The sequence below is a fragment of the Aliidongia sp. genome, from assembly GCF_035943795.1.
Lineage (GTDB): Bacteria > Pseudomonadota > Alphaproteobacteria > ATCC43930 > CGMCC-115725 > Aliidongia.
Genome location: NZ_DASZBY010000073.1, coordinates 1 through 23,165, shown reverse-complemented (window position 1 = coordinate 23,165; position 23,165 = coordinate 1). Strand labels below are relative to the sequence as shown.

21 protein-coding genes are annotated in these 23,165 nt (G+C 65.4%); 18 read left to right on the top strand and 3 right to left on the bottom strand.

The features are described from left to right. Window positions 1-78: 78 nt before the first annotated feature. The 3 genes from VGV37_RS12580 (at window position 79) to VGV37_RS12570 (ending at window position 3,211) form a co-directional block, all read left to right on the top strand. Entirely contained in the window at window positions 79-1,182 is a 1,104-nt protein-coding gene (locus tag VGV37_RS12580) for an SPFH domain-containing protein (RefSeq protein WP_326880024.1), read from the top strand. 92 nt (window positions 1,183-1,274) lie between these two features. After that, entirely contained in the window at window positions 1,275-2,177 is a 903-nt protein-coding gene (locus tag VGV37_RS12575; RefSeq protein ID WP_326880023.1) for an FxLYD domain-containing protein, read from the top strand. A gap of 5 nt (window positions 2,178-2,182) precedes the next feature. Beyond that, window positions 2,183-3,211 (top strand): FxLYD domain-containing protein, encoded by a 1,029-nt coding sequence (locus tag VGV37_RS12570; protein WP_326880022.1) that lies wholly within the window; start codon window positions 2,183-2,185, stop codon window positions 3,209-3,211. Between the two features lie 67 nt (window positions 3,212-3,278). Here the strand turns inward: VGV37_RS12570 and VGV37_RS12565 are convergent, their stop codons facing one another. The 3 genes from VGV37_RS12565 to VGV37_RS12555 are packed head-to-tail and all read right to left on the bottom strand — an operon-like array spanning window position 3,279 to window position 5,537. Continuing rightward, the gene (locus VGV37_RS12565) at window positions 3,279-4,106 is read right to left on the bottom strand and encodes a universal stress protein (RefSeq protein WP_326880021.1); all 828 of its coding nucleotides are present in this window, start codon (window positions 4,104-4,106) and stop codon (window positions 3,279-3,281) included. Window positions 4,107-4,129: 23 nt separating this feature from the next. Next, window positions 4,130-4,678 (bottom strand): general stress protein, encoded by a 549-nt coding sequence (locus VGV37_RS12560; protein ID WP_326880020.1) that lies wholly within the window; start codon window positions 4,676-4,678, stop codon window positions 4,130-4,132. Window positions 4,679-4,706: 28 nt separating this feature from the next. Then, window positions 4,707-5,537, bottom strand: coding sequence for a universal stress protein (locus tag VGV37_RS12555; RefSeq protein WP_326880019.1), 831 nt, complete (start codon window positions 5,535-5,537; stop codon window positions 4,707-4,709). A 132-nt stretch (window positions 5,538-5,669) separates the two neighbouring features. Between VGV37_RS12555 and atpD the strand changes: the two genes are divergently transcribed. The 15 genes from atpD to VGV37_RS12480 all read left to right on the top strand — a co-directional run bounded on the left by atpD (window position 5,670) and on the right by VGV37_RS12480 (window position 22,557). Then, window positions 5,670-7,097: a F0F1 ATP synthase subunit beta gene (gene atpD / locus VGV37_RS12550; RefSeq protein WP_326880018.1), complete on the top strand. Its 1,428-nt coding sequence runs from the start codon at window positions 5,670-5,672 to the stop codon at window positions 7,095-7,097. Then, window positions 7,094-7,513 (top strand): F0F1 ATP synthase subunit epsilon, encoded by a 420-nt coding sequence (locus VGV37_RS12545; RefSeq protein ID WP_326880017.1) that lies wholly within the window; start codon window positions 7,094-7,096, stop codon window positions 7,511-7,513. Before atpD ends, VGV37_RS12545 begins: the two co-directional genes overlap by 4 nt. Continuing rightward, complete coding sequence (locus VGV37_RS12540; protein ID WP_326880016.1) at window positions 7,510-7,791, top strand: AtpZ/AtpI family protein; 282 nt, start codon at window positions 7,510-7,512, stop codon at window positions 7,789-7,791. Before VGV37_RS12545 ends, VGV37_RS12540 begins: the two co-directional genes overlap by 4 nt. Further along, window positions 7,788-8,084 carry an ATP synthase subunit I gene (locus tag VGV37_RS12535; protein WP_326880015.1) on the top strand — a complete coding sequence of 99 codons (297 nt, stop codon included), beginning with the start codon at window positions 7,788-7,790 and terminating at the stop codon, window positions 8,082-8,084. Before VGV37_RS12540 ends, VGV37_RS12535 begins: the two co-directional genes overlap by 4 nt. Beyond that, entirely contained in the window at window positions 8,081-8,791 is a 711-nt protein-coding gene (locus VGV37_RS12530) for a F0F1 ATP synthase subunit A (protein WP_326880014.1), read from the top strand. Before VGV37_RS12535 ends, VGV37_RS12530 begins: the two co-directional genes overlap by 4 nt. Next, window positions 8,788-9,042 carry a F0F1 ATP synthase subunit C gene (locus VGV37_RS12525; RefSeq protein WP_326880013.1) on the top strand — a complete coding sequence of 85 codons (255 nt, stop codon included), beginning with the start codon at window positions 8,788-8,790 and terminating at the stop codon, window positions 9,040-9,042. The genes VGV37_RS12530 and VGV37_RS12525 overlap by 4 nt, the downstream gene beginning before the upstream one ends. After that, window positions 9,039-9,779: a hypothetical protein gene (locus tag VGV37_RS12520; RefSeq protein WP_326880012.1), complete on the top strand. Its 741-nt coding sequence runs from the start codon at window positions 9,039-9,041 to the stop codon at window positions 9,777-9,779. The genes VGV37_RS12525 and VGV37_RS12520 overlap by 4 nt, the downstream gene beginning before the upstream one ends. Then, a complete protein-coding gene (locus VGV37_RS12515) occupies window positions 9,766-11,298 on the top strand; it encodes a F0F1 ATP synthase subunit alpha (RefSeq protein ID WP_326880011.1) in 1,533 nt (510 codons plus the stop codon). Before VGV37_RS12520 ends, VGV37_RS12515 begins: the two co-directional genes overlap by 14 nt. After that, window positions 11,295-12,146 carry a FoF1 ATP synthase subunit gamma gene (locus VGV37_RS12510; RefSeq protein WP_326880010.1) on the top strand — a complete coding sequence of 284 codons (852 nt, stop codon included), beginning with the start codon at window positions 11,295-11,297 and terminating at the stop codon, window positions 12,144-12,146. Before VGV37_RS12515 ends, VGV37_RS12510 begins: the two co-directional genes overlap by 4 nt. Before the next feature lie 310 nt (window positions 12,147-12,456). Beyond that, entirely contained in the window at window positions 12,457-13,722 is a 1,266-nt protein-coding gene (locus VGV37_RS12505; RefSeq protein ID WP_326880009.1) for an MFS transporter, read from the top strand. After that, a complete protein-coding gene (locus VGV37_RS12500; RefSeq protein WP_326880008.1) occupies window positions 13,719-15,353 on the top strand; it encodes an NAD(P)-binding protein in 1,635 nt (544 codons plus the stop codon). The genes VGV37_RS12505 and VGV37_RS12500 overlap by 4 nt, the downstream gene beginning before the upstream one ends. Next, window positions 15,350-18,928: a pyruvate:ferredoxin (flavodoxin) oxidoreductase gene (gene nifJ, locus VGV37_RS12495; RefSeq protein WP_326880007.1), complete on the top strand. Its 3,579-nt coding sequence runs from the start codon at window positions 15,350-15,352 to the stop codon at window positions 18,926-18,928. Before VGV37_RS12500 ends, nifJ begins: the two co-directional genes overlap by 4 nt. Then, window positions 18,925-19,113: a hypothetical protein gene (locus VGV37_RS12490; protein WP_326880006.1), complete on the top strand. Its 189-nt coding sequence runs from the start codon at window positions 18,925-18,927 to the stop codon at window positions 19,111-19,113. Before nifJ ends, VGV37_RS12490 begins: the two co-directional genes overlap by 4 nt. 20 nt (window positions 19,114-19,133) lie before the next feature. Continuing rightward, on the top strand, window positions 19,134-20,132 hold the full coding sequence (locus VGV37_RS12485) for a dihydroorotate dehydrogenase-like protein (protein ID WP_326880005.1): 999 nt from the start codon (window positions 19,134-19,136) through the stop codon (window positions 20,130-20,132). Window positions 20,133-20,463: 331 nt separating this feature from the next. Then, window positions 20,464-22,557, top strand: coding sequence for a hybrid sensor histidine kinase/response regulator (locus VGV37_RS12480; protein ID WP_326880004.1), 2,094 nt, complete (start codon window positions 20,464-20,466; stop codon window positions 22,555-22,557). Window positions 22,558-23,165: the final 608 nt, after the last annotated feature.

The window sequence follows — 23,165 nt, the reverse complement described above, 5'->3', positions numbered from 1 at the left end:
ATATCTTCCGGAGGAGGGATCGGACTGCAAGGCCTTGCCGTTCACTACCTTGGGTAAGGGATGGACTGAGAGGTGCGGATGTCTTTCTTCGACAAGCTCGTCGGCGAACTGGTCGACATCATCGAGGTCGCCGATGCGCCGCTCGACAGTCTGGTCTATCGATTTCCGCGCTACCAGAACGAGATCAAATACGGTGCCCGGCTGATCGTCCGCGAGGGCCAGGGCGCGATCTTCATCAACCAGGGCAAGCTGGCCGAAGTGTTCGGTCCCGGCACCTACACGCTGGAAGCCGGCAACCTGCCGGTGCTGTCGACGCTGCTGGGTTGGAAATACGGCTTTCACAGCCCGTTCAAGGCCGAGGTCTATTTCTTCAGCACGCGGCCAGTGCTCAACCAGCAATGGGGTACGCAGCAGGCCATCACCATGGAGCTGCCCGGCTATGGGCTGGGCGACGTCCGCGCTTACGGTCAGGTGTCCTATCGCATCACCGACCCCGCGGCCTTCTTCCGCGCCATGGTCGGCACGACGGGCGTGCTGACCGATGGCGATCAGCTGCAATATCTGCGCGGCCTGGTCGTGGCGCAGTTCAGCCAGGCCCTGATCGCCAGCCATCCCTCGGTCGAGCAGCTGATGTCGAACCTGGATGCGCTCGATGCGACGTTGCAGGCGAAGATCAACGAGACCCTGACCACGCTCGGGTTCGAGCTGACCCAGTTCCTGATCGAAAGCCTGTCGCTGCCGCCCGCGCTGCGGGACGAGATCTTCGAATACAGCCGGCTGAACAACATCGACATCGGCAAGTTCACCCGGTTCCAGGCCGCGAAGGTCATCACCGATCTGGCAGGCAACGAGACCGGTGCCGGGAGCGGAGCCGGCGCCCAGGGCATTCAGCTGGGCGTCGGCCTGGCGGCCGCGCAGCAGGTCATGCGCTCGATGAATACGGCGTTCGAGCAGCCGGCCGTGCCGCCGCCCCTGCCACCATCCGGTCCGCAATATCATGTCGCGATCGGTGGCAAGGCCCAGGGGCCGTTGGCGCTCGATGCAATCACGCAGCTGGTCGCCGCCGGCACCATCGACGCCGCCACGCTCGTCTGGCACCCGGGCATGACGGCCTGGGCTGCTGCCGGGAGCGATCCGGGCTTGCGGGCGTTGTTTTCGCAAGCGCCTCCACCACTGCCTTAGCAGGCACGGCCAGACCGCACGTCCGATCCTCTCCAGCCCCATCAGATCTCATTCTCATGCAATCCAACGGCTCGACCCTCTCCGAGATGACCGTGACCTGTCATCAATGCGGCAGCGCCAGCATGGAACGGCTGGATCGCAAGGAGTATCGCTGTACCCATTGCGGAGCGATCACCGTCATCAGCGACGACGACGCCGACCGGGTCGAGCGGTTGCTGAGGGACGCGCTGGCGCGGCCCGATGTCACTGCCATCCCGTCGCTGCGCAGAGGCCCCTCGAAGACCGTCGGCATCGTGGCGTCCGCCTTCGCCATCACGGTCTTTGCGGCCTGTCTGGTGTTGCCCCTCCTGCTCGACGGGGGCCGCGGCCGGCACGCCACGACGACGCCCCGGTCGACCGTCGCAGACCATACCGTCCCAATCGACGACGTCGTCATTTCCGGGCTGCACTGGTATCCGGGCGACAAGGTCTACGAGGGCGTGATCTACAACCACAGCGGCTTCGCCGTCGCCGTGCCCCGTTATAAAATGACTCTATTCGTCAATGGCCTGAAGGGCGATGAGACCTATTCGAGCACCGTGGTCGACCGGTTGTTGCCGGGAGAATACCAACCGATCGTCTTCCGTTTCCTTTCGTCCGATGGCAACGCGCGCTACGAGATCGACCGCCCGGCGCGGGTCGAGCGCAGCACCGCGTCGATCGCGCCGCTCGACCTGACCGAGCGTCAGCTGGTTCGCCAGGACGACAAGAGCTACTACCAGCTCGTCGGCATCGTGCAGAACACCCTGACGCGCGCCGTCGACCCGGTCGACATCGTCGTCACGCTCTATGGCGCCGATCACCAGACGCTGGGCCACGGCTCTGCGCACACGCCGCAACTGCGCCCGGGCGAAAAGGCCATGGCCGACGTCTCCATCTTCACCCATGGGGATACCAGTCCGGTCGTGGCCTATGAATATCTGGTCGATGCCGCCTTCTCGGATCGGGCGCGTTGACGGACATGTCTCCGACGATCACACGCTTCACATGTGCCTATTGCGGCACGACGCAGACCTGGGCCGGCGAAGGGCGGCCGGTGTGCAAGCAATGCGGTGCCACCCAGGCCGCGCGGGAGGCCGCGGTCGTTCCCCTGGCGCGAAAGCACTATCGGACCGGGCTTCTGGTGCCGATCGCGGTGGTATTGGTGGCCGCTGGCGGAAGTTACTACTACCACAAGCACCAAAAGGTGGCGGTACCGGTCGCGAGCCCCGTCGCCGCAAAGCCGATCGCCGTGGCGCCCGACCCGCCGGTGACCGGCAGCCGCATCCAGCGTGTCGACAATCCCCAGATCCGCCGCATTCCCAAAGGCGTCGACGTCACCGCACAGGATCTGCTCGACAGTGCGCACAATCCCCCGGCGCCGGCATTCGATGCGCAGCAGCTGCTCGCGATCAAGATGCCCCGGCGGATCACCGACGAGGAGCACAATACCGGCTACCTGGGCGAGGTGACCAACACCAGTGCCGACCAGGTCGCGATCGCGCCCCAGGCGACGGTGATCCTGACCAAGAACGGCAAGGAGGTCGATCGCGCGACCCACGACTTCCCCGACCTGGTCCCTGGCCAGCATGTGCCCCTGTTCTTCGGTTACGACGGCGACCCGACGGCGTTCGATACCATCAAGTTCGTCTGGCGCCCGACCTGGTCTTATACGCTGGGCGCCCCCCGACACGGGCAGCTGGTCGCGACGGTCGAGACCAAATCTCTCGAACGCGGCGAAAACGTGCTGAACTTCAACCAGGTCTTCCACTACAGGTACGTCCATGTCACCGGCACGCTGGAAAACAAGGGTCCGGGCAAGGCCGGCAACATCCGGCTATTCGTCATGCTGCGCGACGCGAAGGGCGAGATGACCGGCTACGAACGGCAGGACAAGGGCGACCTCGATTCCGGTGCGACCGGCAAGTTCGAGATCAATGTCGTGCAATGGGGCGCTCCGGGCGTGACGGTCGACGCCATCGCCATGCCGACGTCGCCTCCACCGCTTTAGTCTGAATTGCGCATCACGGCCGAACGGCAGCCGAGTGCCGATGACGGCAACGGCGATCAGATGCGTTTCAGTGGGACATCAGAACCGGAACGGTCATCTGTTCCAGCATCGAGCGGGTGACGCCGCCCAAGATCGTCTCGCGCATCCGGGCATGACCGTAGGCGCCCATGACGATGAGATCGCTGCCCCGGTCCGAGGCGTGCGACAGCAACACGTCGGCCACCTTCATGTCCGGCGCGGTGCTCTGGTCGATCTCGACCCTGATGCCGTGACGTGCCAAATGCAGCGCAATATCTGCGCCGGGCTCCTCGCCGCCTCCCCCGGCATTGACCGCCAGTACGGTCACTTTCGCCACGCGCTTCAGCAGCGGCAGTGCATCCCGTACGGCGCGCGCCGCCTCGCGACTGCCGTTCCAGGCGACCAGTGCATGGCGCTCGATCCGCTCGAACCGCCCCGCCCTGGGTACGACCAGGACCGGGCAGCCGACATCGAGCACCACGTCAGCCGGATCGGGATAGCGCAACCCGTCATAGTCCGACCAGCGCTGGCCGAGGATGACGAGATCGGCAGTGCGCCCGTTCAGCACCGTTTCCGGTCCCGGGAAGCCACGGGCGACCCGCCATTCGGCTTGGATACCGTTGCGTCGGGCGGCGGTGTCCAAACCGGTCCGCGCGTCCACCGCGCGCCGTTCCAGGACCGCGAAGGTCTCCCGCATCGCGTCGTCGAACAGTTCGGTGCCGAAATTCGCCGAATAGAGGCTGGCCTTGGCTGTCGACGACGGATGCAGCCCGACGAGATGGGCCTGGAAACGGCCGGCCAGCCACGCTGCCAGTGCCAGCGGTGACTGATCGTCGCTGTCGCCGTCAACGGTAACCAGCAGATCCTTGAAGCTCATGACACGGCTCCTTGTCGTGGATTTCAGCCGACGGCCTGAGCGGATGGTTCGTCGCGGGCACCGGCATGCAGGTCGAGGCTGGTCGGGTTGACCGTGCCCAGGATCGCCTTGGCACGGGCCATTTCCTCGGCCGAGCCATGTGCCATCACCAGAAAGCCGTCGGCTTTCACCGCAGCCTCGTATTGGATCACGCTGTCCCTGGGGATCCCCAGGCCGTAGAGCGCGGCGCCGATCGCACTCAAGCCCCCGACCAGGGCCGCATTCTCGACCGCGCCGATCGCGACGGCGGCCAGGTAGCCCAGCACGACGACATGGCCGACGACAGGAACGGTCAGGAACAGCCCGCCGAAGAACAGCCCCCAGAGTCCGCCCCAGAACGCACCGCGCGCGCCCCAGAATTTGACGCGATCTCCTGCGGTATAGAATCCCACAACTTTTTCTTCCGTGTGATAGCCCTTGCCGACGACGCTGAGATTCTTCATCTCGAATCCGGCGGCGGTCAGCTTCTTCACGGCAGCTTCGGCGGCCTGATGGTCGGCTAACACGGCGATGACGGCGTTGGCTTGTTCCATTTGCAAGGTCTTTCAAAGCGAGGAAGGGTCAGTGCGAGACGAGCAGGCACTCGTCCGCACGCAGCAGAAAATTGCGAGTGACCCCGCCGAATGCCCATTCGCGCAGACGGCTGTGGCCATAGGCGCCGGCCACGATGAGATCGGCTTTCTGGTCCCGGGCGATGGTGGCCAGCAGGCCGGCATCGTTGCCGTTCGACTGCGACGCGAGGGGCTCCGCCACGACACCATGCCGCGCCAGCCAGGCGACAAGGTCGGCAAGATGGCTGCGCGCCGCCGGCAGCTCGCTCTCATCGGCGATTTCAACCAGGGCGACATGGCCGGCCCGCATCAGCAACGGCACCGCGTCGGCGATCGCGCGGCGCGCTTCCCGCGTGTCTTTCCAGCCGACGACGACCCGCTCCAGGTTCAGCCGGTCGGTCTTGGCTGGAACGATGAGAACGGGGCGTCCGGCCTGCATCGCCAGATCGCCGACGTTCACATGCCGCGAGCCGTCGAACAGCGACGCGTCGCGCTCGATGCCGGTAACAATCAGGTCGGCGCCGCGCGCCTCGCTGGCGAGATAGCCGGGCAGCGCCGCCATGGTGACTGCCGAGCGCCATTCGACCGGACCGGTGCACAACTCGAAGGCCGTACGGAATGCCGCCTCGGCATCCTTGATCTCTCGTTGGATTTCCTCGCGGTCCTGCTCGATCAGGTCGCCGGAAATATAGACGTCGCCCTGTACGATCTGCATCGGCTGACAGACGGCGATGCCGGTCACGCCGGCTTGGAAACGCTCGGCCAGTTCGGCGGCGATCTTCAGCACCCCGGCGTTCGACTGGCGCAGCTGCAGGTGAACCAGAATGGTCTTGTAGGGCACGACGTGTCTCCGGCCAGTCAGATGATCCGCAGTGAGCGCCTTGCTTCCGCCCCGCGGTTTGATCCACGTCAAAGACCGCCCAACTTCGACCGCTTAGAGAGAAGGTCCCTCACAAGCGGCATCGGACATCCCATGGATCCAGCGGCATCACGCGGCACAGTCGTCTCGGTTCGCGGCGCCGTCGTCGACGTCGAGTTCGACGGGCAGCCGATGCCGCCGATCAACACCGCGCTGACCGTCGAATGGGACCGGCCCGAATCGCTGACCCTCGAGGTCCATAGCCATGTCGATCCGACGACGATCCGGGGCATCGCGTTGCAGGCGACCGCTGGCCTCGCCCGCGGCACCGCGGTGCTTGCCACCGGAGCACCCATTTCGGTCCCGGTCGGCGACGCGGTCCTGGGTCGCCTGATCGACGTGGTCGGGCAGGTCCGCGACGGCGGGGCGGCCTTGCCCAGCGATACGCCGCGCCGCGGCATCCATAATCCGCCCCCCGCGCTGGAGGACGAAGCGTCGGCCACCACGATGTTCGAGACCGGCATCAAGGTGATCGACCTGCTGGCCCCGTTGGCCCAGGGCGGCAAGGCCGCGATGTTCGGCGGCGCCGGCGTCGGCAAGACCGTGCTGGTGATGGAACTGATCCACGCCATGGTCGAGAAATACCAGGGCATCTCGGTCTTCGCCGGCGTCGGCGAACGCTCGCGCGAAGGCCACGAACTGCTGAAGGACATGACGGGTTCGGGCGTGCTCGCCCGCACCGTGCTGGTCTACGGCCAGATGAACGAGCCGCCTGGAGCGCGCTGGCGCGTGCCGTTGACCGCATTGACCATCGCCGAATATTTCCGCGACCAGAAGCACCAGAACGTGCTGCTGCTGATGGACAATGTCTTTCGTTTCGTCCAGGCCGGCAGCGAGGTGTCGAGCCTGCTGGGACGCCTGCCGTCCCGCGTGGGATACCAGCCTACCCTGGCCAGCGAAGTGGCGGGCCTGCAGGAGCGGATCGCCTCGGTCGCGGGCGCCGCGGTCACCGCGATCCAGGCGGTCTATGTCCCGGCCGACGATTTCACCGATCCGGCGGTGACGACGATTTCCAGCCATATGGACAGCATCATCATGCTGTCGCGCGCCGCGGCGGCGGGGGGCTTCTACCCGGCGGTCGATCCGCTCGCGTCTTCCTCGGTGCTGCTCGATCCGCTCGTGGTCGGCGAGGAACATTACCAGCTCGCCGAACGCGCCCGCGAGACCCTGGCGCGTTTCAAGGATCTGCAGGACATCATTTCGCTGCTCGGCGTCGAGGAACTGGGTGTCGGCGACCGACTGATCGTCAAACGCGCGCGCCGGCTCCAGCGCTTCCTCAGCCAACCCTTTGCCGTAACCGAAGCTTTTACCGGGACGCCGGGACGTAGCGTCACGCGCGCCGATACGCTGGCCGGCTGCCGCGCCATCCTAGACGGCGAGACCGACGACTGGGCCGAAAGCTCGCTCTACATGATCGGCAACCTCGACGAGGCGCGTCAGAAGGAAGCCGCGGGGGCCAAACCGACGGTGCCGGCATCATGAAGCTGCGCATCACCACACCGCTCGCCATCGTCGTCGACGAGGACGGCATCCTGGCCCTGCGCGCCGAGGACGGCAGCGGCGGCTTCGGCATCCTGTCCGGCCATGCCGACTTCCTGACCAGCCTCACCATCTCCGTCGTCGGCTGGAAAAGCGCCGGGGGCGCGCAACATTATGCCGCCGTCCGGCGCGGGGTGCTGTCGGTAGCCGGTGGCCGCGAGATCGCGATCGCGACGCGCGAAGCGGTGCTGGGCGACGATCTGGCAACGCTTGACGAAACCGTGCTCGCCCGCTACCGCGACGATATCGAGACGGAGCGGTCGGAACATGCCGACAGCACGCGCCTGCAGCTGACCGCCATCCGCCAGATCATGCGCCATCTGCAATCCGGCACACGCGGCGCGGGCATCCTGTCATGATCGATCCCGGGGATAAGGATCCGCTGGTGCGCGGCGTGAGGCTGCGCGGCGACCGCCATCGGCGCTGGCTCCGCGAGGGCGAGCCGTCCGTCGCCCATCGCCTGGCCCAGATCGGCGTCCTGGGCTGGATCATCGTCGTGCCGATGCTGATCGGCATCCTCGTCGGCCGCTGGCTCGACCAGCGCTTCGGCACCGGCCTGTTCTGGACCGCACCTCTGCTGCTGGCCGGCACCGCGCTCGGCGGCTGGTCGGCCTGGAAATGGATGAAAAGCGCATGAGCTTTTTTGCCCTCGACCTGTCAGCCCATCTCATCGCCGGGATTCTGCTGGGCCTGGTCTATTTTCGGGGCCTGTGGTGGAACGCCCGCCTGTTCACCGCCGGTGGGCGGACGACGACCGCGATGCTGCTGATGGTCGGGCGGATCGCGCTCTTGGGCGGTCTCCTGACGCTCGCGAGCCTGGAGGGTGCTGGACCCTTACTGGTGATGGCGCTGGGCGTGCTGATCGCAAGGGCGATCGTGATGCGGCGCCTATCTCTACCCGTCATTCCCGCAAGCGCGGTGGGGCCATGAACTCGCCGCTGACCAGCATCACGCTGTTTCATGTCGGGCCCGTTCCGATCACGCTGCCGGTCGTCGTGACGTGGGCGATCATGGCGGTGCTCGTGCTGGGCGGCCGTCTCGTCACCCGGAAGCTGTCGCTGGCGCCATCCAGGACCCAGGCCGCGTTCGAGCTGATCGTCGACACCGTCGACAGCCAGATCCGCGACACGATGCGGGTCGAACCGACACCCTATCGCGCCTTCATCGGTACGCTGTTCGCCTTCATCTTCGTCGCCAACTGGTCGTCGCTGGTGCCGGGGGTCGAGCCGCCGACGGCGCATCTGGAGACCGACGCGGCGTTGGCTTTGCTCGTCTTCGTCGCGGTCATCTGGTTCGGCATCCGCGCGGTCGGCGTGAGGGGATATCTGGCGACCTTCGCCTTCCCCAGCCCGATCATGATCCCGCTGAATTTCCTGGAAAGCCTGACGCGGACCTTTTCGCTGCTCGTCCGCCTGTTCGGCAACGTCATGAGCGGCGTGTTCGTGATCGGCATCATCCTGTCGCTCGCCGGATTGCTCGTGCCGATCCCGCTGATGGCGCTCGATCTGCTGACCGGCGCCGTCCAGGCCTACATCTTCGCCATTCTGGCGATGGTCTTCATCGCCGGCGTCGTCAGCGAAGGACGCCCCGCGCCGGTGACGCCGGCCCCAACCCCCAGCCCAAGGACGATCCCATGAATTGGTTAGCCCTCGCCAGTATCGTCTCGGCCGCCATGGCGGTCTCGTTCGGCGCGATCGGTCCTGCCCTCGGCGAAGGCCGCGCTGTCGCCGCCGCCATGGATGCGATCGCGCGCCAGCCGGAAGCGGCCAACACGATTTCGCGCACCTTGTTCGTCGGCCTCGCCATGATCGAGACCATGGCGATCTATTGCCTGGTCATCGCGCTGCTGCTGCTGTTTGCCAATCCGCTGTTGAAACTGACGCCATGACCATCGACTGGTGGACGCTCGGCCTTCAGACCATCAATGTCGCGGTGCTGATCTGGCTGCTGGGGCGCTTCTTCTGGAAGCCGCTGGCGGCGATGATCGAGCAGCGCCGTGCGGCAGCCGCCCAGATGCTGGCCGAGGCGGAGGCGAAGCGGGCCGAGAGTACCGCGATGTTCGCCCAGATCGAAAAGACGCGCGCCGGCTTCGCCCAGGAGCGCGACAGGATCCTGGCCGATGCCCATGAAGGCGCCGAAGCCTCGCGCACCATGCGGCTGGCGACGGCCGAAGCGGAAGCCATTGCGTTGCACGCCGCCGCAACAGCGGGGATCGAAAAGGACAGGCAGGCGGCCGACGCGGCCTGGGCCGCGACCGCAAGCCGGCTCGCAGTCGAGATCGCCCAGCGCCTGGCCGCCCGCCTGGACGGTCCGGCCGTGCGCGCGACGTTTCTGGATTGGCTGGTAAAGGAAATCCAGAAATTGCCCGCCGCGGCGCGCAGGGCAGTCGGCGTCAAGGGCGTGGTTCTGGAAGCGATCAGCGCCGCGGCGCTCGACCCGGCCGATCAGGACCAGTACAGCGACGCGATCGGCGCAGCGTTCGGGGCAAAGCCGAAGATCATCTTCACGGCGGACCCGGCCCTCATCGCCGGGCTGGAACTGCGCGGACCCACGCTGGTCGTCAGCAACAGCTGGCAGGCCGACCTCACCCATATCCTGGCGGACCTCGCGCATGACCGACGCTAGCACCCAGGCCGACGCCTGGCTCGACCGCTCCCGCTCCAGGCTCAGCGACGCCAAGCTGGGCGCCCGCGCCATACAGATCGGTCGGGTCGAAGAGGTCGGCGATGGCATCGCCCTCGTGTCGGGCCTGCCCGATGTCCGGCTTGACGAGTTGCTGCGTTTCGACCGGGGCCAGTTCGGTTTCGCCCAGGTGCTGGAGCGCGACCGGGTCGGCTGCGTGCTGTTCGATGATGTCGATGCGATCCAGGCCGGCGATATGGTGCGGGGCACGGGCGACGTGGTGCGTGTGCCGGTCGGGCCGGGGTTGTTGGGCCGGGTCGTCGATCCGCTCGGCCGCCCGCTCGATGGCAAGGGCCCGATCGTGGCCGAGACCATGGAGCCGATCGAACGGCCGGCGCCGGCGATCATCGACCGCGAGTTGGTGACCGAGCCGGTGCAGACCGGCCTGGTCGTCGTCGATACCCTGTTCGCGCTCGGCCGCGGCCAGCGCGAACTGATTGTCGGCGACCGCGCCATCGGCAAGACGACGGTCGCGATCGACACGATCATCAGCCAGAAGGACAGCGACATCGTCTGCGTCTATATCGCGGTCGGCCAGAAGAGTTCGAGCGTGCGGCGGGCCATCGACGCGATCCATGGCCAAGGGGCGGCCGAGCGCAGCATCATCGTCGTGGCCGGTGCCGCGGGCTCGCCCGGCTTGCAATGGATCGCGCCCTTCGCGGGATTCACCATGGCGGAATATTTCCGCGATCGCGGTCAGCATGCGCTGGTCGTGATCGACGATTTGACCAAGCATGCGGCCAGCCATCGCGAGATCGCGCTGTTGACCCGCCAATCGCCTGGCCGCGAGGCCTATCCGGGCGACGTGTTCTACGTCCATGCCCGGCTGCTGGAGCGCGCCTCCAAACTCTCGAAGGCCAAGGGTGGCGGCTCGCTGACGGCATTGCCGATCGCGGAGACGGATGCAGGCAACCTCAGCGCCTATATCCCGACCAACCTCATCTCGATCACCGACGGCCAGATCGTGCTCGACGCCAAGCTGTTCCATGAGGGACAGAAGCCGGCGGTCGATGTCGGGACCAGCGTCAGCCGGGTCGGCGGCAAGACGCAAGCCCACGCGTTGCGTGCGGCGGCGGATACCTTGCGCCTCGACTATGCCCAGTTCCTGGAACTGGAGATGTTCACCCGATTCGGCGGCATGCCCGATGCCCGGGTGCGCGATCAGCTGACCCGTGGCGTCCGCATCCGCGCGATCCTGGAACAGCCGCAGCATGCGCCCCTGCGGTTGGCCGACGAGGTGGCGCTGGTCCTGGCGGTTCAGGCGGGCCTGCTGGATCCGCTGCCACTGACCGACGTGATCGAGTTCCGCCGCGGCCTGGGCGAAGCGCTGGATCGCGACGCACCGAAGGCCGTCGGCCAGATCCAGGAAACCGGCGGGCTCGATGATGCGATGAAGCAGACCTTGCTGGAAGCGATGAAGAAACACGCGGCCACGACGCCGGCGAATGCGGCCCGGCAATGACCGAGCGTCTGGCCGATATCAGCGCGCATATTCATGGCATTCAGCAGTTGGGAACCGTCGTGAATGCGATGCGGGGGATTGCGGCGGCACGGGCGCAGCAAGCGCGCGGCCAGCTGCTTGCCGTAGATAGCTATGCCGCCACCATCGCGGTCGCGATCGGCCGCGCGCTGGTCCTGGCCTCTCCACCTCGTCTGGATCGTGCACGTAAGGCGAGCCGGCCCGCGATCGTGCTGTTCTGCGCCGAGCAAGGCTTTGCCGGAACCTTCAGCGAGCGTCTGCTGGATGATGTTGCGAACGATCTCGCCGGCGCCGACCTGTTCCTGATCGGCACCCGCGGGGGCACGGTCGCGCAGGAACGCGGTGTTGCCGCCCGCTGGGCGAGTTCGCTACCGGCGCATTCCTCAGGTATTCCCAAGCTCGCCGACCAGATCCTGGAGGCGCTCTACGCCCGCATCGCCAGCGGCGAGATCGACCAGCTCGACGTGGTTTTCAGCCAATGGCAGCCCGGCCGCGGCGGCCAGGCGGAACGCCGGCGGCTGTTCCCGTTCGATGTGACGACGTTCCCCGCCTCGGTCGAGGCCAATTCGCCATTGGTCAATGTGTCGCCCGAGACGCTGTTGAACGAACTGACCGCCGAATATATGCACGCCCAGCTATGCATGGCGGCATTGCACGCCTTCGCGGCCGAGAACGAGGCACGGATGGAGGCAATGGCGGCCGCGCGCGCGCAGATCGACCGTCGGCTGACGGATCTGCGGACGACGCAGTCGCGCGTGCGGCAGGAAGAGATCACCGTCGAGATCATCGAACTGGCCGCCGGCGAGACAGCGAGCCGGCCGGCCGCCTGATCTCAGGTCACGAGAACGGGGGCCGTGACGATGGTCGCGAGACGCTGCCGCATTGCTGTCCCGGCGAGCTCGGCATAGGCGAGCCAAGACCGACCGGCGACCGCCCGAGGTCAATCGCGCCTCGCCGGCATGATCCGGACAGTTACTGTTTTTCGGATTGCACAACGTCTTCCTGTCCAAGCCATTCATGGCGACTACCCTTGCTGATGAGCGGCGATTGCGCAGTCTCCGTCGGGTTTGATCTCAATCAAGCTGCGGTTCGGGTTTCCACCCTAACGTCCGGGGCATCCGAATAGAGGGGCGCTCAAGAATGTCCGTACAAGCGACCACCGCGCCACCGATTCAAAGCAGTCGCAGCGCGTTCATCGTGGCCTGGGCGTTCTGCCTGATCTTCTATTTCGGGCAATATGCGCTGCGCTCGGCCCCAGGCGTGATGATCCCCGAGCTGACCGGGACATTCGGGCTGACGGCACTGGGCGTCAGCGCGCTGATCGGCCTCTACTACTATACCTACTCGACGTTCTCGATCCTGGCCGGCGCCTCGCTCGACCGGTTCGGCGCTAAATCCGTCATCCCGACCGGGATCCTGATGACGGCGCTGGGCGCCGTTCTGTTCGGGCTGGGTTCGGCCGGCGGTGCCGAGACGGGACGCCTGTTCCAAGGCGCCGGCTCCGCCTTCGCCTTTACCGGCGCGGTCTATCTGGCGTCGCACGGCTTTCCGGCGAAGTATCTGGCGACGGCCATCGGCTTTACCCAATGCTTCGGCATGCTGGGCGGCTCGGTCGGGCAGTTCGCGGTCGGTCCGCTGATCCATGGCACGATCAGCTGGCAGCATTTCTGGATCTTCGCCGGCCTGGCGCTCGCCGTGGTCGCGGTGCTGATCTGGGTCGCGACGCCGGGCGGCCATGATGCGCGGCCGGCCGGGCCGAACCCGCTCTTATCGATGTTCACGCCCTACAAGACCGTGCTGACCAATCCGCAATCCTATCTGTGCGGCTTTTCGGCCGGCCTCTTGTTCCTGCCGACCACGATCGGCGACATGATCTGGGGCGTACCGTTCCTGCGCGAAGGGCTGGGCGCCGGCTATACCGACGCGGTCAATCGCGCGACCATGGTTCCGCTCGGCTGGGTCATCGGCTGCCCGCTGCTGGGCTACCTGGCCGATCGGATCGGTCGGCGCAAGCCGGTGCTGATCGGCGGTGCGCTGGTCATGCTGGCCTCGGCTGCGACCGTGGTCTATCTGCCGGGCGTCGCCCCGCCCTACCTGCTGGGCCTGCTGCTCGGCATCGGCTCCGGCGCAGCGATGATCCCCTATTCGGTGATCAAGGAGGTCAACCCGGACCGGGTCAAGGGAAGCGCCACCGGCGCCATCAATTTCCTGGTCTTCACCTTCAGCGCGTTGCTGGCGCCGGCCTATGGCTGGTTGCTGAACCATCTGTCGGAAGGCGGGCCGCGCACGCTCGGCATTTTCCAGCAAGCCAGCACGGCCGGCGTGGCGGCGATCGTTCTTGCCATCATCCTGGCCTGCTTCATCCGGGAAACCGGCTCCGCCGTAACGTCGAAGGTGCCGTCATGATCGACCATCGCCCGGACATGAGCCCGGTCGTCGAGATGACCCGGCGGCGGGTCGTGGGGCCGACCCGCACCAGCCATCCCGTCTATGTCGATCTGCTGCCGCCGTGCAACCAGGGCTGTCCCGCCGGCGAAGACATCCAGGCCTGGCTCAGCCTGGCCCAGGCCGGGAAATGGCGCCAGGCGTGGGAAACGCTGATCCGCGACAACCCGCTGCCCGCCGTCCATGGCCGCGTCTGCTATCACCCGTGCGAAAGCGCCTGTAATCGGGCCGAACTCGACAGCAGCGTCAGCATCCATTCGATCGAGCGTTTCCTGGGCGATAAGGCGACGGCCGAGGGCTGGCTGCCGCCGCGCGACGCGGCGCCGAGCGGCAAGAAGGTGCTGGTCGTCGGTGCCGGTCCCAGCGGCCTGTCGGCGGCCTATCACCTGGCCCGCCTGGGCCACACGGTCGAGATCCGCGACGCCGGGCCGCTGCCGGGCGGCATGCTGCATTTCGGCATTCCGGCCTACCGGTTGCCCCGCGACGTGCTGATGAAGGAGATCGCCCGGATCGAGGCCATGGGCGTGCGCCTCACGCTCAACCACAAGGTCGAAGACGTGCTGACCGAGAAGGCCGCGGGCGGGTTCGATGCCGTGTTCGTCGCGATCGGCGCCCAAGCCGCGCGCCACGTCGATATCCCGGCCCGCGACGCGGCCCATGTCGTCTCGGCCGTAAGCCTGCTGCACGATGTCGGTGCAGGTCGGGCGCCCAAGCTCGGCCGTCGCGTCGTCATCTACGGCGCCGGCAACACCGCGATGGATGCCGCCCGCACCGCGCGGCGCCTGGGGGCCGAGGAGGCGCTGATCGTCTTCTTCTCCGACCGTGCGCACATGGAGGCGCACGCGTTCGAGGCCGAGGAGGCCCTGAGCGAAGGCGTCAAGATCAAGTGGCTGAGCAGCATCCGCGACATCGGCGCCGACAAGTTGCAGGTCGAGCTGATGGCCCTCGATGCCCAGGGCGTGCCGCAGCCGACCGGAAAATTCGAGACGCTGCAGGCGGACTCGGTCGTCCTCGCACTCGGCCAGCACGCCGAGAGCGATTTCCTCAAAGGCATCCCCGGCGTCGAATTGACGTCGGACGGCACCGTCCTCGTCGGTACGGACATGATGACCGGCGCGGCGGGATTATTCGCCGGTGGCGATATGATCCCCGGCACGCGCACGGTGACCGCGGCCGTCGGCCATGGCAAGAAGGCCGCCCGCCATATCGACGGGTGGCTGCGCGGCCAGCCCTATGCGGCGGCGCCCAAGCATCCCGTCATCGGCTTTGAAGATCTGCATCTGCCAATCTACAGCGACGCGAAACCGTCGCTGCAGCCCGAACTGCCCGCGAACAAGCGTCAGGACTTTGCCGAAGTCGTCGGCGGGCTGTCCGAGACGGCGGCGCTGCACGAGGCCAAGCGCTGCCTGTCCTGCGGCAATTGCTACGAGTGCGACGGCTGCTTCGCCGCCTGTCCCGAGACGGCGATCCTCAAGCTGGGTCCCGGGCGCGGCTACGCGGTCGATCTGGCGCTGTGCACCGGCTGCGCCGCCTGCTTCGAACAATGCCCCTGCCACGCGATCGACATGATTCCGGAACGGATCCCCGCATGAGCACCCGGACCACGATGGACGGCAATACCGCCGTAGCCCATGTCGCCTATCGGGTGAACGAGGTCTGCGCGATCTATCCGATCACACCGTCCTCGACCATGGCCGAACTGGCCGACCAATGGATGTGCGAAGGCGTCACCAACATCTGGGGCAACGTCCCGGTCATCCAGGAAATGCAGAGCGAGGGCGGTGCGGCCGGTGCGGTCCATGGTGCCCTCCAGTCGGGCGCGCTGACGACGACCTTCACCTCGTCGCAGGGCCTGCTGCTGATGATCCCGAACATGATGAAGATCGCGGGCGAGCTGACCTCGACCGTGTTCCAGGTCGCGGCCCGGTCGCTCGCGACCTCGGCCCTGTCGATCTTCGGCGATCATTCCGACGTCATGACCGTGCGAACGACCGGCTTCGCGCTGTTGTCTTCCGCTTCGGTCCAGGAGGCGCATGATTCGGCGCTGATCGCGCAAGCGGCGACGCTCGAAGCGCGCATCCCGTTTCTGCATTTCTTCGACGGCTTCCGCACGTCGCACGAGTTGAACACGCTGGAGCTGCTGTCCGACGCCGATATCCGCGCGATGATCGACGACGACCTGGTCCGCGCGCACCGCTCCCGGGGCTTGAGCCCGGAACACCCGTTCATCCGCGGCACGGCCCATAATCCCGATACCTTCTTCCAGGCGCGGGAAGCGGTGAACCCCTACTACGACCGCGTCCCGGGCATCGTCGAGCGCGCCATGGACCGGTTCGGCGCGCTGACCGGCCGGCATTATCGCCCGTTCGAATACGAGGGCGATCCCGAGGCAGGGCGTGTGCTGGTGCTGATGGGCTCCGGCGCCGAGACCGCGCGCCAGACCGTGGCGGTGCTGCGGGCCGCCGGCGAGAAGATCGGCGTGCTGCAGGTCCGGCTCTATCGCCCGTTCTCCGCCGACCATCTGCTGGCCGCCCTGCCGTTGTCGGTGCACCGCATTGCCGTGCTGGAAAAGACCAAGGAAAGCGGCGCCACCGGCGAGCCCTTGTTCCAAGACATCGTGACCAGCCTGGCCGGCGCATTCAGCCGCGGCGAGCGCCCGACGCTGCCGCTGGTGATCGGCGGCCGCTATGGCCTGTCGTCCAAGGATTTCACGCCGGCCATGGTCAAGGCCACGTTCGACGCGCTCAAAGCGGATAACCCCCGCACCGGTTTCACCGTTGGCATCAACGACGACGTCGGCCACACCAGCCTGACGGTCGATCCCGATTTCACGATCGAGACGGCGGCCGTCACCCGCGCGGTGTTCTATGGCCTGGGGGCCGACGGCACGGTCGGCGCCAACAAGAACAGCGTGAAGATCATCGCCGAGGATGCCGGGCTCTTCGCCCAGGGCTATTTCGTCTATGATTCCCACAAATCCGGCGCCCAGACGATCTCGCATCTGCGCTTCGGACCGGAGGCGATCAAGGCGCCCTATCTGATCGCCCAGGCCGGTTTCGTCGCCTGCCACCAGTTCGGGTTTCTAGAGCGGCAGGACCTGCTGCGCATCGCCGCTCCCGGTGCCACATTCCTGCTAAACGCGCCCTATCCGGCCGGCGAGGTCTGGGACCATCTGCCCCGGCCGGTGCAGCAGACCATCATCGACAAGAAGCTGCGCTTGTTCGTCATCGACGCGTCGGCCGTGGCGCGCGAGGTGGGCTTGGGCGCGCGCACCAACACCGTGCTGCAGACCTGTTTCTTCGCCATCTCCGGCGTGCTGCCGCGCGACAAGGCGATCGCGCATATCAAGGAGGCGATCCACAAGACCTATGGCCGCAAGGGCCAGTCCCTGGTCGAGAGGAACTACGCCGCGGTCGACGGCACTCTGAGGCAGCTGCATGAGATCCCGGTGCCGGCCCACGTCACGAGCCGCCTGGAACTGCCGCCGCTGGTGCCGGCCAACGCCCCCACTTTCGTCAAGTCGGTCACCGCTCGCATGTTCGCCGGCGAGGGCGACGAGATCCCGGTCAGCCTGATGCCGGCCGACGGCACCTTTCCGTCCGGCACCAGCGCGTTCGAGAAGCGCAACATCGCCGATATCGTGCCCGATTGGCGCGACGATCTGTGCATCCAGTGCGGCCAATGCAGCTTCGTCTGCCCGCACAGCGTCATCCGGTCGAAGTATTATGGCGAGGAGAAGCTGGCCGGCGCGCCCGACGGTTTCAAGTCGGCGCCGGTCAACGCGCGGGGCTATCCCGAAGCGCGCTTCACGCTCCAATTCTATGTCGAGGATTGTACCGGTTGCGGGTTGTGCGTCGAAGCGTGCCCAGCGACCAGCCCGCGCGAGCCGGACGTGAAGGCGATCAACATGGTGGCGAAGCTGCCGATCCTGGAGCGCGAGCGTGCCAGCATCGGTTTCTTCGAGACCCTGCCGGTCAACGACCGCGCCCAGGTCGATTTCGCCAACGTGCGCGGCGTGCAGTTCCTGCAGCCCCTGTTCGAATTCTCCGGCGCCTGCGGCGGCTGCGGCGAGACGCCTTATCTGAAGCTGCTGAGCCAACTGTTCGGCGATCGGCTGCAGATCGCGAACGCGACCGGCTGCTCCTCGATCTATGGCGGCAACTTGCCGGTGACGCCCTGGACCGTGGATCAGGAGGGCCGCGGGCCGGCCTGGTCGAACTCGCTGTTCGAGGACAATGCCGAATTCGGCCTGGGCTTCCGGCTGGCCGCCGACAAGCATCTCGACTTGGCGCTGGGGCTGCTCACCAAGCTGTCGGACAAGGTCGGGCCAGAGCTGGCGAAGGCGATTGCCCTGGCGCCACAGATCCAGGAGTCCGAGATCCGGGCACAGCGCATCCGCGTCGCTGAACTCAAGGTCCGCCTGTTGACCTTGCCGGAGCCGGCAGCGCTCGACCTGCTTTCCGTCGTCGACCACCTGGTTCGGCGCAGCATCTGGATCGTCGGCGGCGACGGCTGGGCCTACGACATCGGCTATGGCGGTCTCGACCATGTGCTGGCCTCGGGCAAGAACGTGAAGGTGCTGGTGCTCGATACCGAGGTCTATTCGAACACGGGAGGACAGGCCTCGAAGGCGACGCCGCTCGGTGCCGTGGCGAAATTCGCCACGGCCGGCAAGCGGACCAACCGCAAGGACCTGGCACTGCAGGCCATCGCCTACGGCAACGTCTATGTCGCCCAGGTCGCGATGGGCGCCAATCCGCAACAGACCTTGGAAGCCTTCCGCGAGGCCGAGGCCTATGACGGTCCGTCGCTGATCCTGGCCTACAGCCACTGCATTGCCCATGGCATCGACATGCGCTTCGGCATGAAGCAGCAGGATCTGGCAACGGCGAGCGGCTATTGGCCCTTGTTCCGCTTCAATCCGACCATGCGGACCGTCGATGAAGCGCCATTCCGGCTCGACTCGCCCCGCCCGCGTATCCCGTTCAAGGACTATGCCTATAACGAAAGCCGCTATCGCTCGCTGGCGCAGACCCGGCCGGCCGAGGCCGATGCGCTGCTTGCCATGGCCCAACGCGCCGTCGACGAGAAATACCGGCAATACGAGGATCTGGCCCAGCGCGACGGCAGCCGCTTCAATGCGGATGCCCAAGTGGAGCGGACATGAAGGCCGTCGTCTTCGGGACCCACAACGACGACCGGGCGGCGCTGCGGAAGGCAAACGAGGAGCTGGCGACCTCGCACATGGGGGTCCTGACCCGGGAAGCGCTGGCTGAGATTGCCAACACGACCGTGACCAGCGTCAGCGAGGGCCAGGCCGGGCGCGGGCTGACACACGAGATCACGGCCTAAGGGCCTGGAAGGAGCACCCCATGTCGCTTGCCACACACTATCTGGGCCTGTCGCTCAAGAACCCGCTGATCGCGTCCGCCGCGCCCGCCAATGCCCAGCTCGATCATCTGCGCCGCCTGGAAGACGCCGGCGCCGCTGCCGTCGTATTGCCGTCGCTGTTCCAGGAACAGATCGAAGCCGATACCGAGTTGGAGGAACTGATCCTGGGCCGAATGGCTCATAACTCGCCCGAAGCCTCCAGCTATCTGCCCGTCGCCATCGGACCCTATGGCGTCGGATCGGAAGCTTACCTCGACCTGATCCGCCGGGCACACCAAGCCCTCTCCATTCCGGTCATCGCCAGCCTGAATGGGGCGACCGAAGCCGGCTGGACCGAGTATGCCCGGCTGATGGAGCAGGCCGGCGCCGATGCCATCGAGTTGAACATCTATTTCGTGCCGACCGATCTGGCCCTGACCGGTCAACAGGTCGAAGACCGCTATGCCGGCATCGTCGCCAGCGCCCGGCGCGGTGTCGCCGTTCCCCTCTCGGTAAAACTCTCGCCGTTCGTAAGTGCGCTCGGCAACCTGGCGCAGCGCCTCCATGACAACGGCGCCAACGGATTGGTGCTGTTCAATCGCCTGATCCAGCCGGACTACGACCTCGCGAGCATGCGCCTGACCCAGGGCGTTCATCTGAGCACACCGGCCGAAATGCCGCTGCCTCTGCTCTGGACATCCCTGTTGGCCGGGCGGACGAAGCTGTCCCTCGCCGGATCGACCGGCGTGCACAGCGGCGACGACATCGTGAAATATCTACTGGCGGGTGCCGATGCGGTCATGACGGCCTCGGCGATCTTGCGCTACGGTCCCAGCTACATGACCCGCATGCTGGATGAACTCCGGATCTGGCTCGAGGTCCGCGCGTTCCATTCGGTCGCCGACATGCGTGGCTTGTTGAGTTGGGCCCGCTCCCGCCATCGGGAGCGATACGGGCGGCCAAGCTACATCAAGATGCTCGAGACCGGGCCGGTCGCCTGATCGCGCCCTCTGCGGCCCGACCGAAACAATCAAAGAAGGAGCCCCCATGCGCCTCGGATCACCCAACCTGACGAGACCGGGCCGCCCGCGACGCTGCCAGCAAGCTGCTTAATCGGTGGCCCCGTACCGGAAATTCCAAGAGAGTTTCACCCCATTGAATTTCGGAGGGTTGAATTAGTGTTCTTCAGCCTACCTTGGTGAAATTTTTAGGCGCTAAGACTTTCAAGGTGCCTCACCGCGCCCAGACGCGCAGCGAACCATTCAGGACCCGGGGAAAATGCCGAGGAACAGGGCGACCGTAAAAACTTTAAAGCTCCTGGTGCTCGGAACCTTGGTCGTCCCCATTTTGCTGTTCGCCATCGGAAGCTACGCCGCCTACCGAAACGTGCGGCTGGAATCAAAAGTCGAACTGACAAACCTGGTGGCGATGGCGGAGGCCCAGGTCAAAGAGGTGCTGGACCTGCATCGGTACGTGGGCAATACCGTCAGCAGGCGATTGAGCACCCTTAGCTCCTCCGATATCATTGCTGACGAACGGCATCTCCACGCCGATCTCGCCGATCTTATCGTCGATCTACCCCAGGTTAAAAACTTATGGGTGACGGACGAAACCGGTCACGACGTGTTGAGTGGAACCAAGTTTCCCGTCGATCATCGCTATAGCGTCGGCGATCAACAACACTTCCAACTGATTCGCGACGGGCATCTTCAAATATTCTTCGGGAATGTCCAGTCTACTAGCGATCATCACTTCGAGTTCACGATCGCACGTGCCCGCCAGTCCAATTCCGGGCAATTCGGTGGTCTGATCGCGACCAAAGCGTCATCGAGCGACTTCATCGAATATTTTGGCACCCTATTCCGGGATAGGCCCACCTATAGCGGCGGCATATACCGCGACGACGGCGCAGTGCTTGCCCGCTACCCGGCCATCGACCCCGGCTATCTGGCACCGGGCCCCAACGACATTCTCGCACCGGCGATCGCCCGGAACCCGGAAGGGGGCGTGATCCAAGGACGATCGGCTATCGACGGCAAATCACGGTTTGCGATCTATCACAAGTTGCCGGATTACCCCGTATACATCGTCGTCGCCCGAAAGGAGACGTCGATCTTCCATCAGTGGCTGCAGAGCCTGTTTCCCTATGCCGCAGTGGGCATTCCCGCCTCGATCGCGCTCTTCCTTCTGAGCTTCGTTGCGTTGCGTCGGGTTGAGAGCGAGCAGCATGCCGTCGCGCAGGCAGAAGAGGCCGCGAGGTTGCGCGAGGTCGCGGAGGCGGCACTCAGGCAGTCCCAGAAGATCGAATCCATCGGTCTTCTGACAGCGGGCATTGCCCACGACTTCAACAACATGCTTGCCGCCGTCTTGGGGTATCTCGATCTCATCCCGCTGCATCTCGCAGCAGGCCGGTACGCGGATCTGGGTCGCCTTGTGACTGCGGCGACCCGTGCGGCAGAGCGCGGTGCCAAGCTCACGTCGCAGCTGCTGGCTTTCGCTCGACGAAGCCATCTCGAGATCCGGCCGTTCGACATGACCGAACTGTTGAGCGATATCGGAGACCTTCTCCAGCGCACGCTCGGACCGACGATCTCCATACGACTTCGCCTTGCGCAGGGCGCTTGGCCCGTCTCGTCCGCCCGCGACCAGATCGAAGCGTCGATTCTCAATCTAGCGATCAACGCACGCGATGCCATGGAGAGCGGAGGTGTGCTGACCATCGAAACTCGAAATGTCAGTTCGGGCGATCCGACCTTGCCGCCAGAACTCCTGGACGGCGACTATCTGATGATCTCGCTGAGCGACACGGGCACCGGCATGACCGAGGACGTGAAGGCGAAAGCGCTGGAGCCGTTCTTCACGACCAAGGCCATCGGGAAGGGAACCGGCTTGGGCTTGTCGATGGTGTTTGGCATCTCGCAACAATCGGGCGGAACCTGCACCATCGAGAGCGAAGTGGGTAAAGGCACGACGGTCGCAATCTACCTGCCGCGGGCAGGGGATGCTTTCCCTTCTGCTGTGCCTCAGCAGCCCGCCATGGAGATCGCAGGCCGGACTCTGAACGTCCTGCTGGTGGATGATGATGAAAGCGTTCGCTCCTTCATCGCTTCTGCCTTGGACGAAACCGGACACGAGGTCACGGAAGCCCATTCCGGGGATCAGGCGCTCGCCATCCTGGCCGCTGGTCTGGACTTTGATCTTCTCATCGTCGATTACGCCATGCCTGAAATGAACGGTGCGGAAGTCGCCCGTCGGGCTCGGCAGCAGCGCCCTGGCCTGCCGATCCTTATGATTACGGGCTTTGCAGACAACACCGCTCTAAATCTGCCGCCCGACACCCGCATGCTCAGCAAGCCGTTCCGTATCGCCGAGCTTCGGCAGGAGATTGCTCGGGTTCTTCATACGGCTTCGGTGCCAGCCCACTAGCGCCGTGTCGGCTACCGGCCGGTTCACGGCGGCATATCCGGGTGACGGGCAGCTCGCAGCGTCGTTCGATGACCCAAGAGGCGTCGGGGGTCGAGACTGGGCCCTGTTTGACAGGCAGACATTCGCGGCCGGCCACCTCAGCCCTTGGAGTTCAAGGATCAGACGCGATCGACTCGAGGCCGTGTCCACGGAACCGCGCATAGCTCGATGTCGGGTTGACGGGAGACTGGTTCACGTTTCCTGGGCAGGCAGCTCTCGCTTGGACGGGGGCCATGAAGCTCGTGGTGCTCCACCCAAGTGCCAGGTCAAGTGTTCGAGCTGGCACGTGCGCAATTCGACCATAAAGAACTTGCAAACCTGACGATAGCGTTCGAGCGTGCGAACGCCTACAATAGGAAGGAAATCAGTTTTCGCTGCGGGCTAGCAGAGTTGACTATTGCAATAAAGTCTAAATAGAAATCGGGGAATCGGCGGTTGATTTTGCATATGTCGCGTACCTTGCTCTTCGAGCGAGCTGAATATCATGGCTGAAAATGAGCGGCCAAAGATGCCAGAAATTTTAGTCGCACGTTAGTTTATTGATAGATATTGACGGCGCTTCCATTTTT

Excerpts from the sequence above, each read along its gene's own strand:
- VGV37_RS12515 (WP_326880011.1), top strand. The coding sequence starts at position 9,766 with ATGACCGACGCTAGCACCCAGGCCGACGCCTGGCTCGACCGCTCCCGC.
- VGV37_RS12535 (WP_326880015.1), top strand. The coding sequence starts at position 7,788 with ATGAGCTTTTTTGCCCTCGACCTGTCAGCCCATCTCATCGCCGGGATT.
- VGV37_RS12560 (WP_326880020.1), bottom strand. The coding sequence starts at position 4,678 with ATGGAACAAGCCAACGCCGTCATCGCCGTGTTAGCCGACCATCAGGCC.
- nifJ (WP_326880007.1), top strand. The coding sequence starts at position 15,350 with ATGAGCACCCGGACCACGATGGACGGCAATACCGCCGTAGCCCATGTC.
- VGV37_RS12485 (WP_326880005.1), top strand. The coding sequence starts at position 19,134 with ATGTCGCTTGCCACACACTATCTGGGCCTGTCGCTCAAGAACCCGCTG.
- VGV37_RS12530 (WP_326880014.1), top strand. The coding sequence starts at position 8,081 with ATGAACTCGCCGCTGACCAGCATCACGCTGTTTCATGTCGGGCCCGTT.
- VGV37_RS12540 (WP_326880016.1), top strand. The coding sequence starts at position 7,510 with ATGATCGATCCCGGGGATAAGGATCCGCTGGTGCGCGGCGTGAGGCTG.
- VGV37_RS12505 (WP_326880009.1), top strand. The coding sequence starts at position 12,457 with ATGTCCGTACAAGCGACCACCGCGCCACCGATTCAAAGCAGTCGCAGC.
- atpD (WP_326880018.1), top strand. The coding sequence starts at position 5,670 with ATGGATCCAGCGGCATCACGCGGCACAGTCGTCTCGGTTCGCGGCGCC.
- VGV37_RS12525 (WP_326880013.1), top strand. The coding sequence starts at position 8,788 with ATGAATTGGTTAGCCCTCGCCAGTATCGTCTCGGCCGCCATGGCGGTC.
- VGV37_RS12510 (WP_326880010.1), top strand. The coding sequence starts at position 11,295 with ATGACCGAGCGTCTGGCCGATATCAGCGCGCATATTCATGGCATTCAG.
- VGV37_RS12520 (WP_326880012.1), top strand. The coding sequence starts at position 9,039 with ATGACCATCGACTGGTGGACGCTCGGCCTTCAGACCATCAATGTCGCG.
- VGV37_RS12580 (WP_326880024.1), top strand. The coding sequence starts at position 79 with ATGTCTTTCTTCGACAAGCTCGTCGGCGAACTGGTCGACATCATCGAG.
- VGV37_RS12570 (WP_326880022.1), top strand. The coding sequence starts at position 2,183 with ATGTCTCCGACGATCACACGCTTCACATGTGCCTATTGCGGCACGACG.
- VGV37_RS12490 (WP_326880006.1), top strand. The coding sequence starts at position 18,925 with ATGAAGGCCGTCGTCTTCGGGACCCACAACGACGACCGGGCGGCGCTG.
- VGV37_RS12565 (WP_326880021.1), bottom strand. The coding sequence starts at position 4,106 with ATGAGCTTCAAGGATCTGCTGGTTACCGTTGACGGCGACAGCGACGAT.
- VGV37_RS12545 (WP_326880017.1), top strand. The coding sequence starts at position 7,094 with ATGAAGCTGCGCATCACCACACCGCTCGCCATCGTCGTCGACGAGGAC.
- VGV37_RS12500 (WP_326880008.1), top strand. The coding sequence starts at position 13,719 with ATGATCGACCATCGCCCGGACATGAGCCCGGTCGTCGAGATGACCCGG.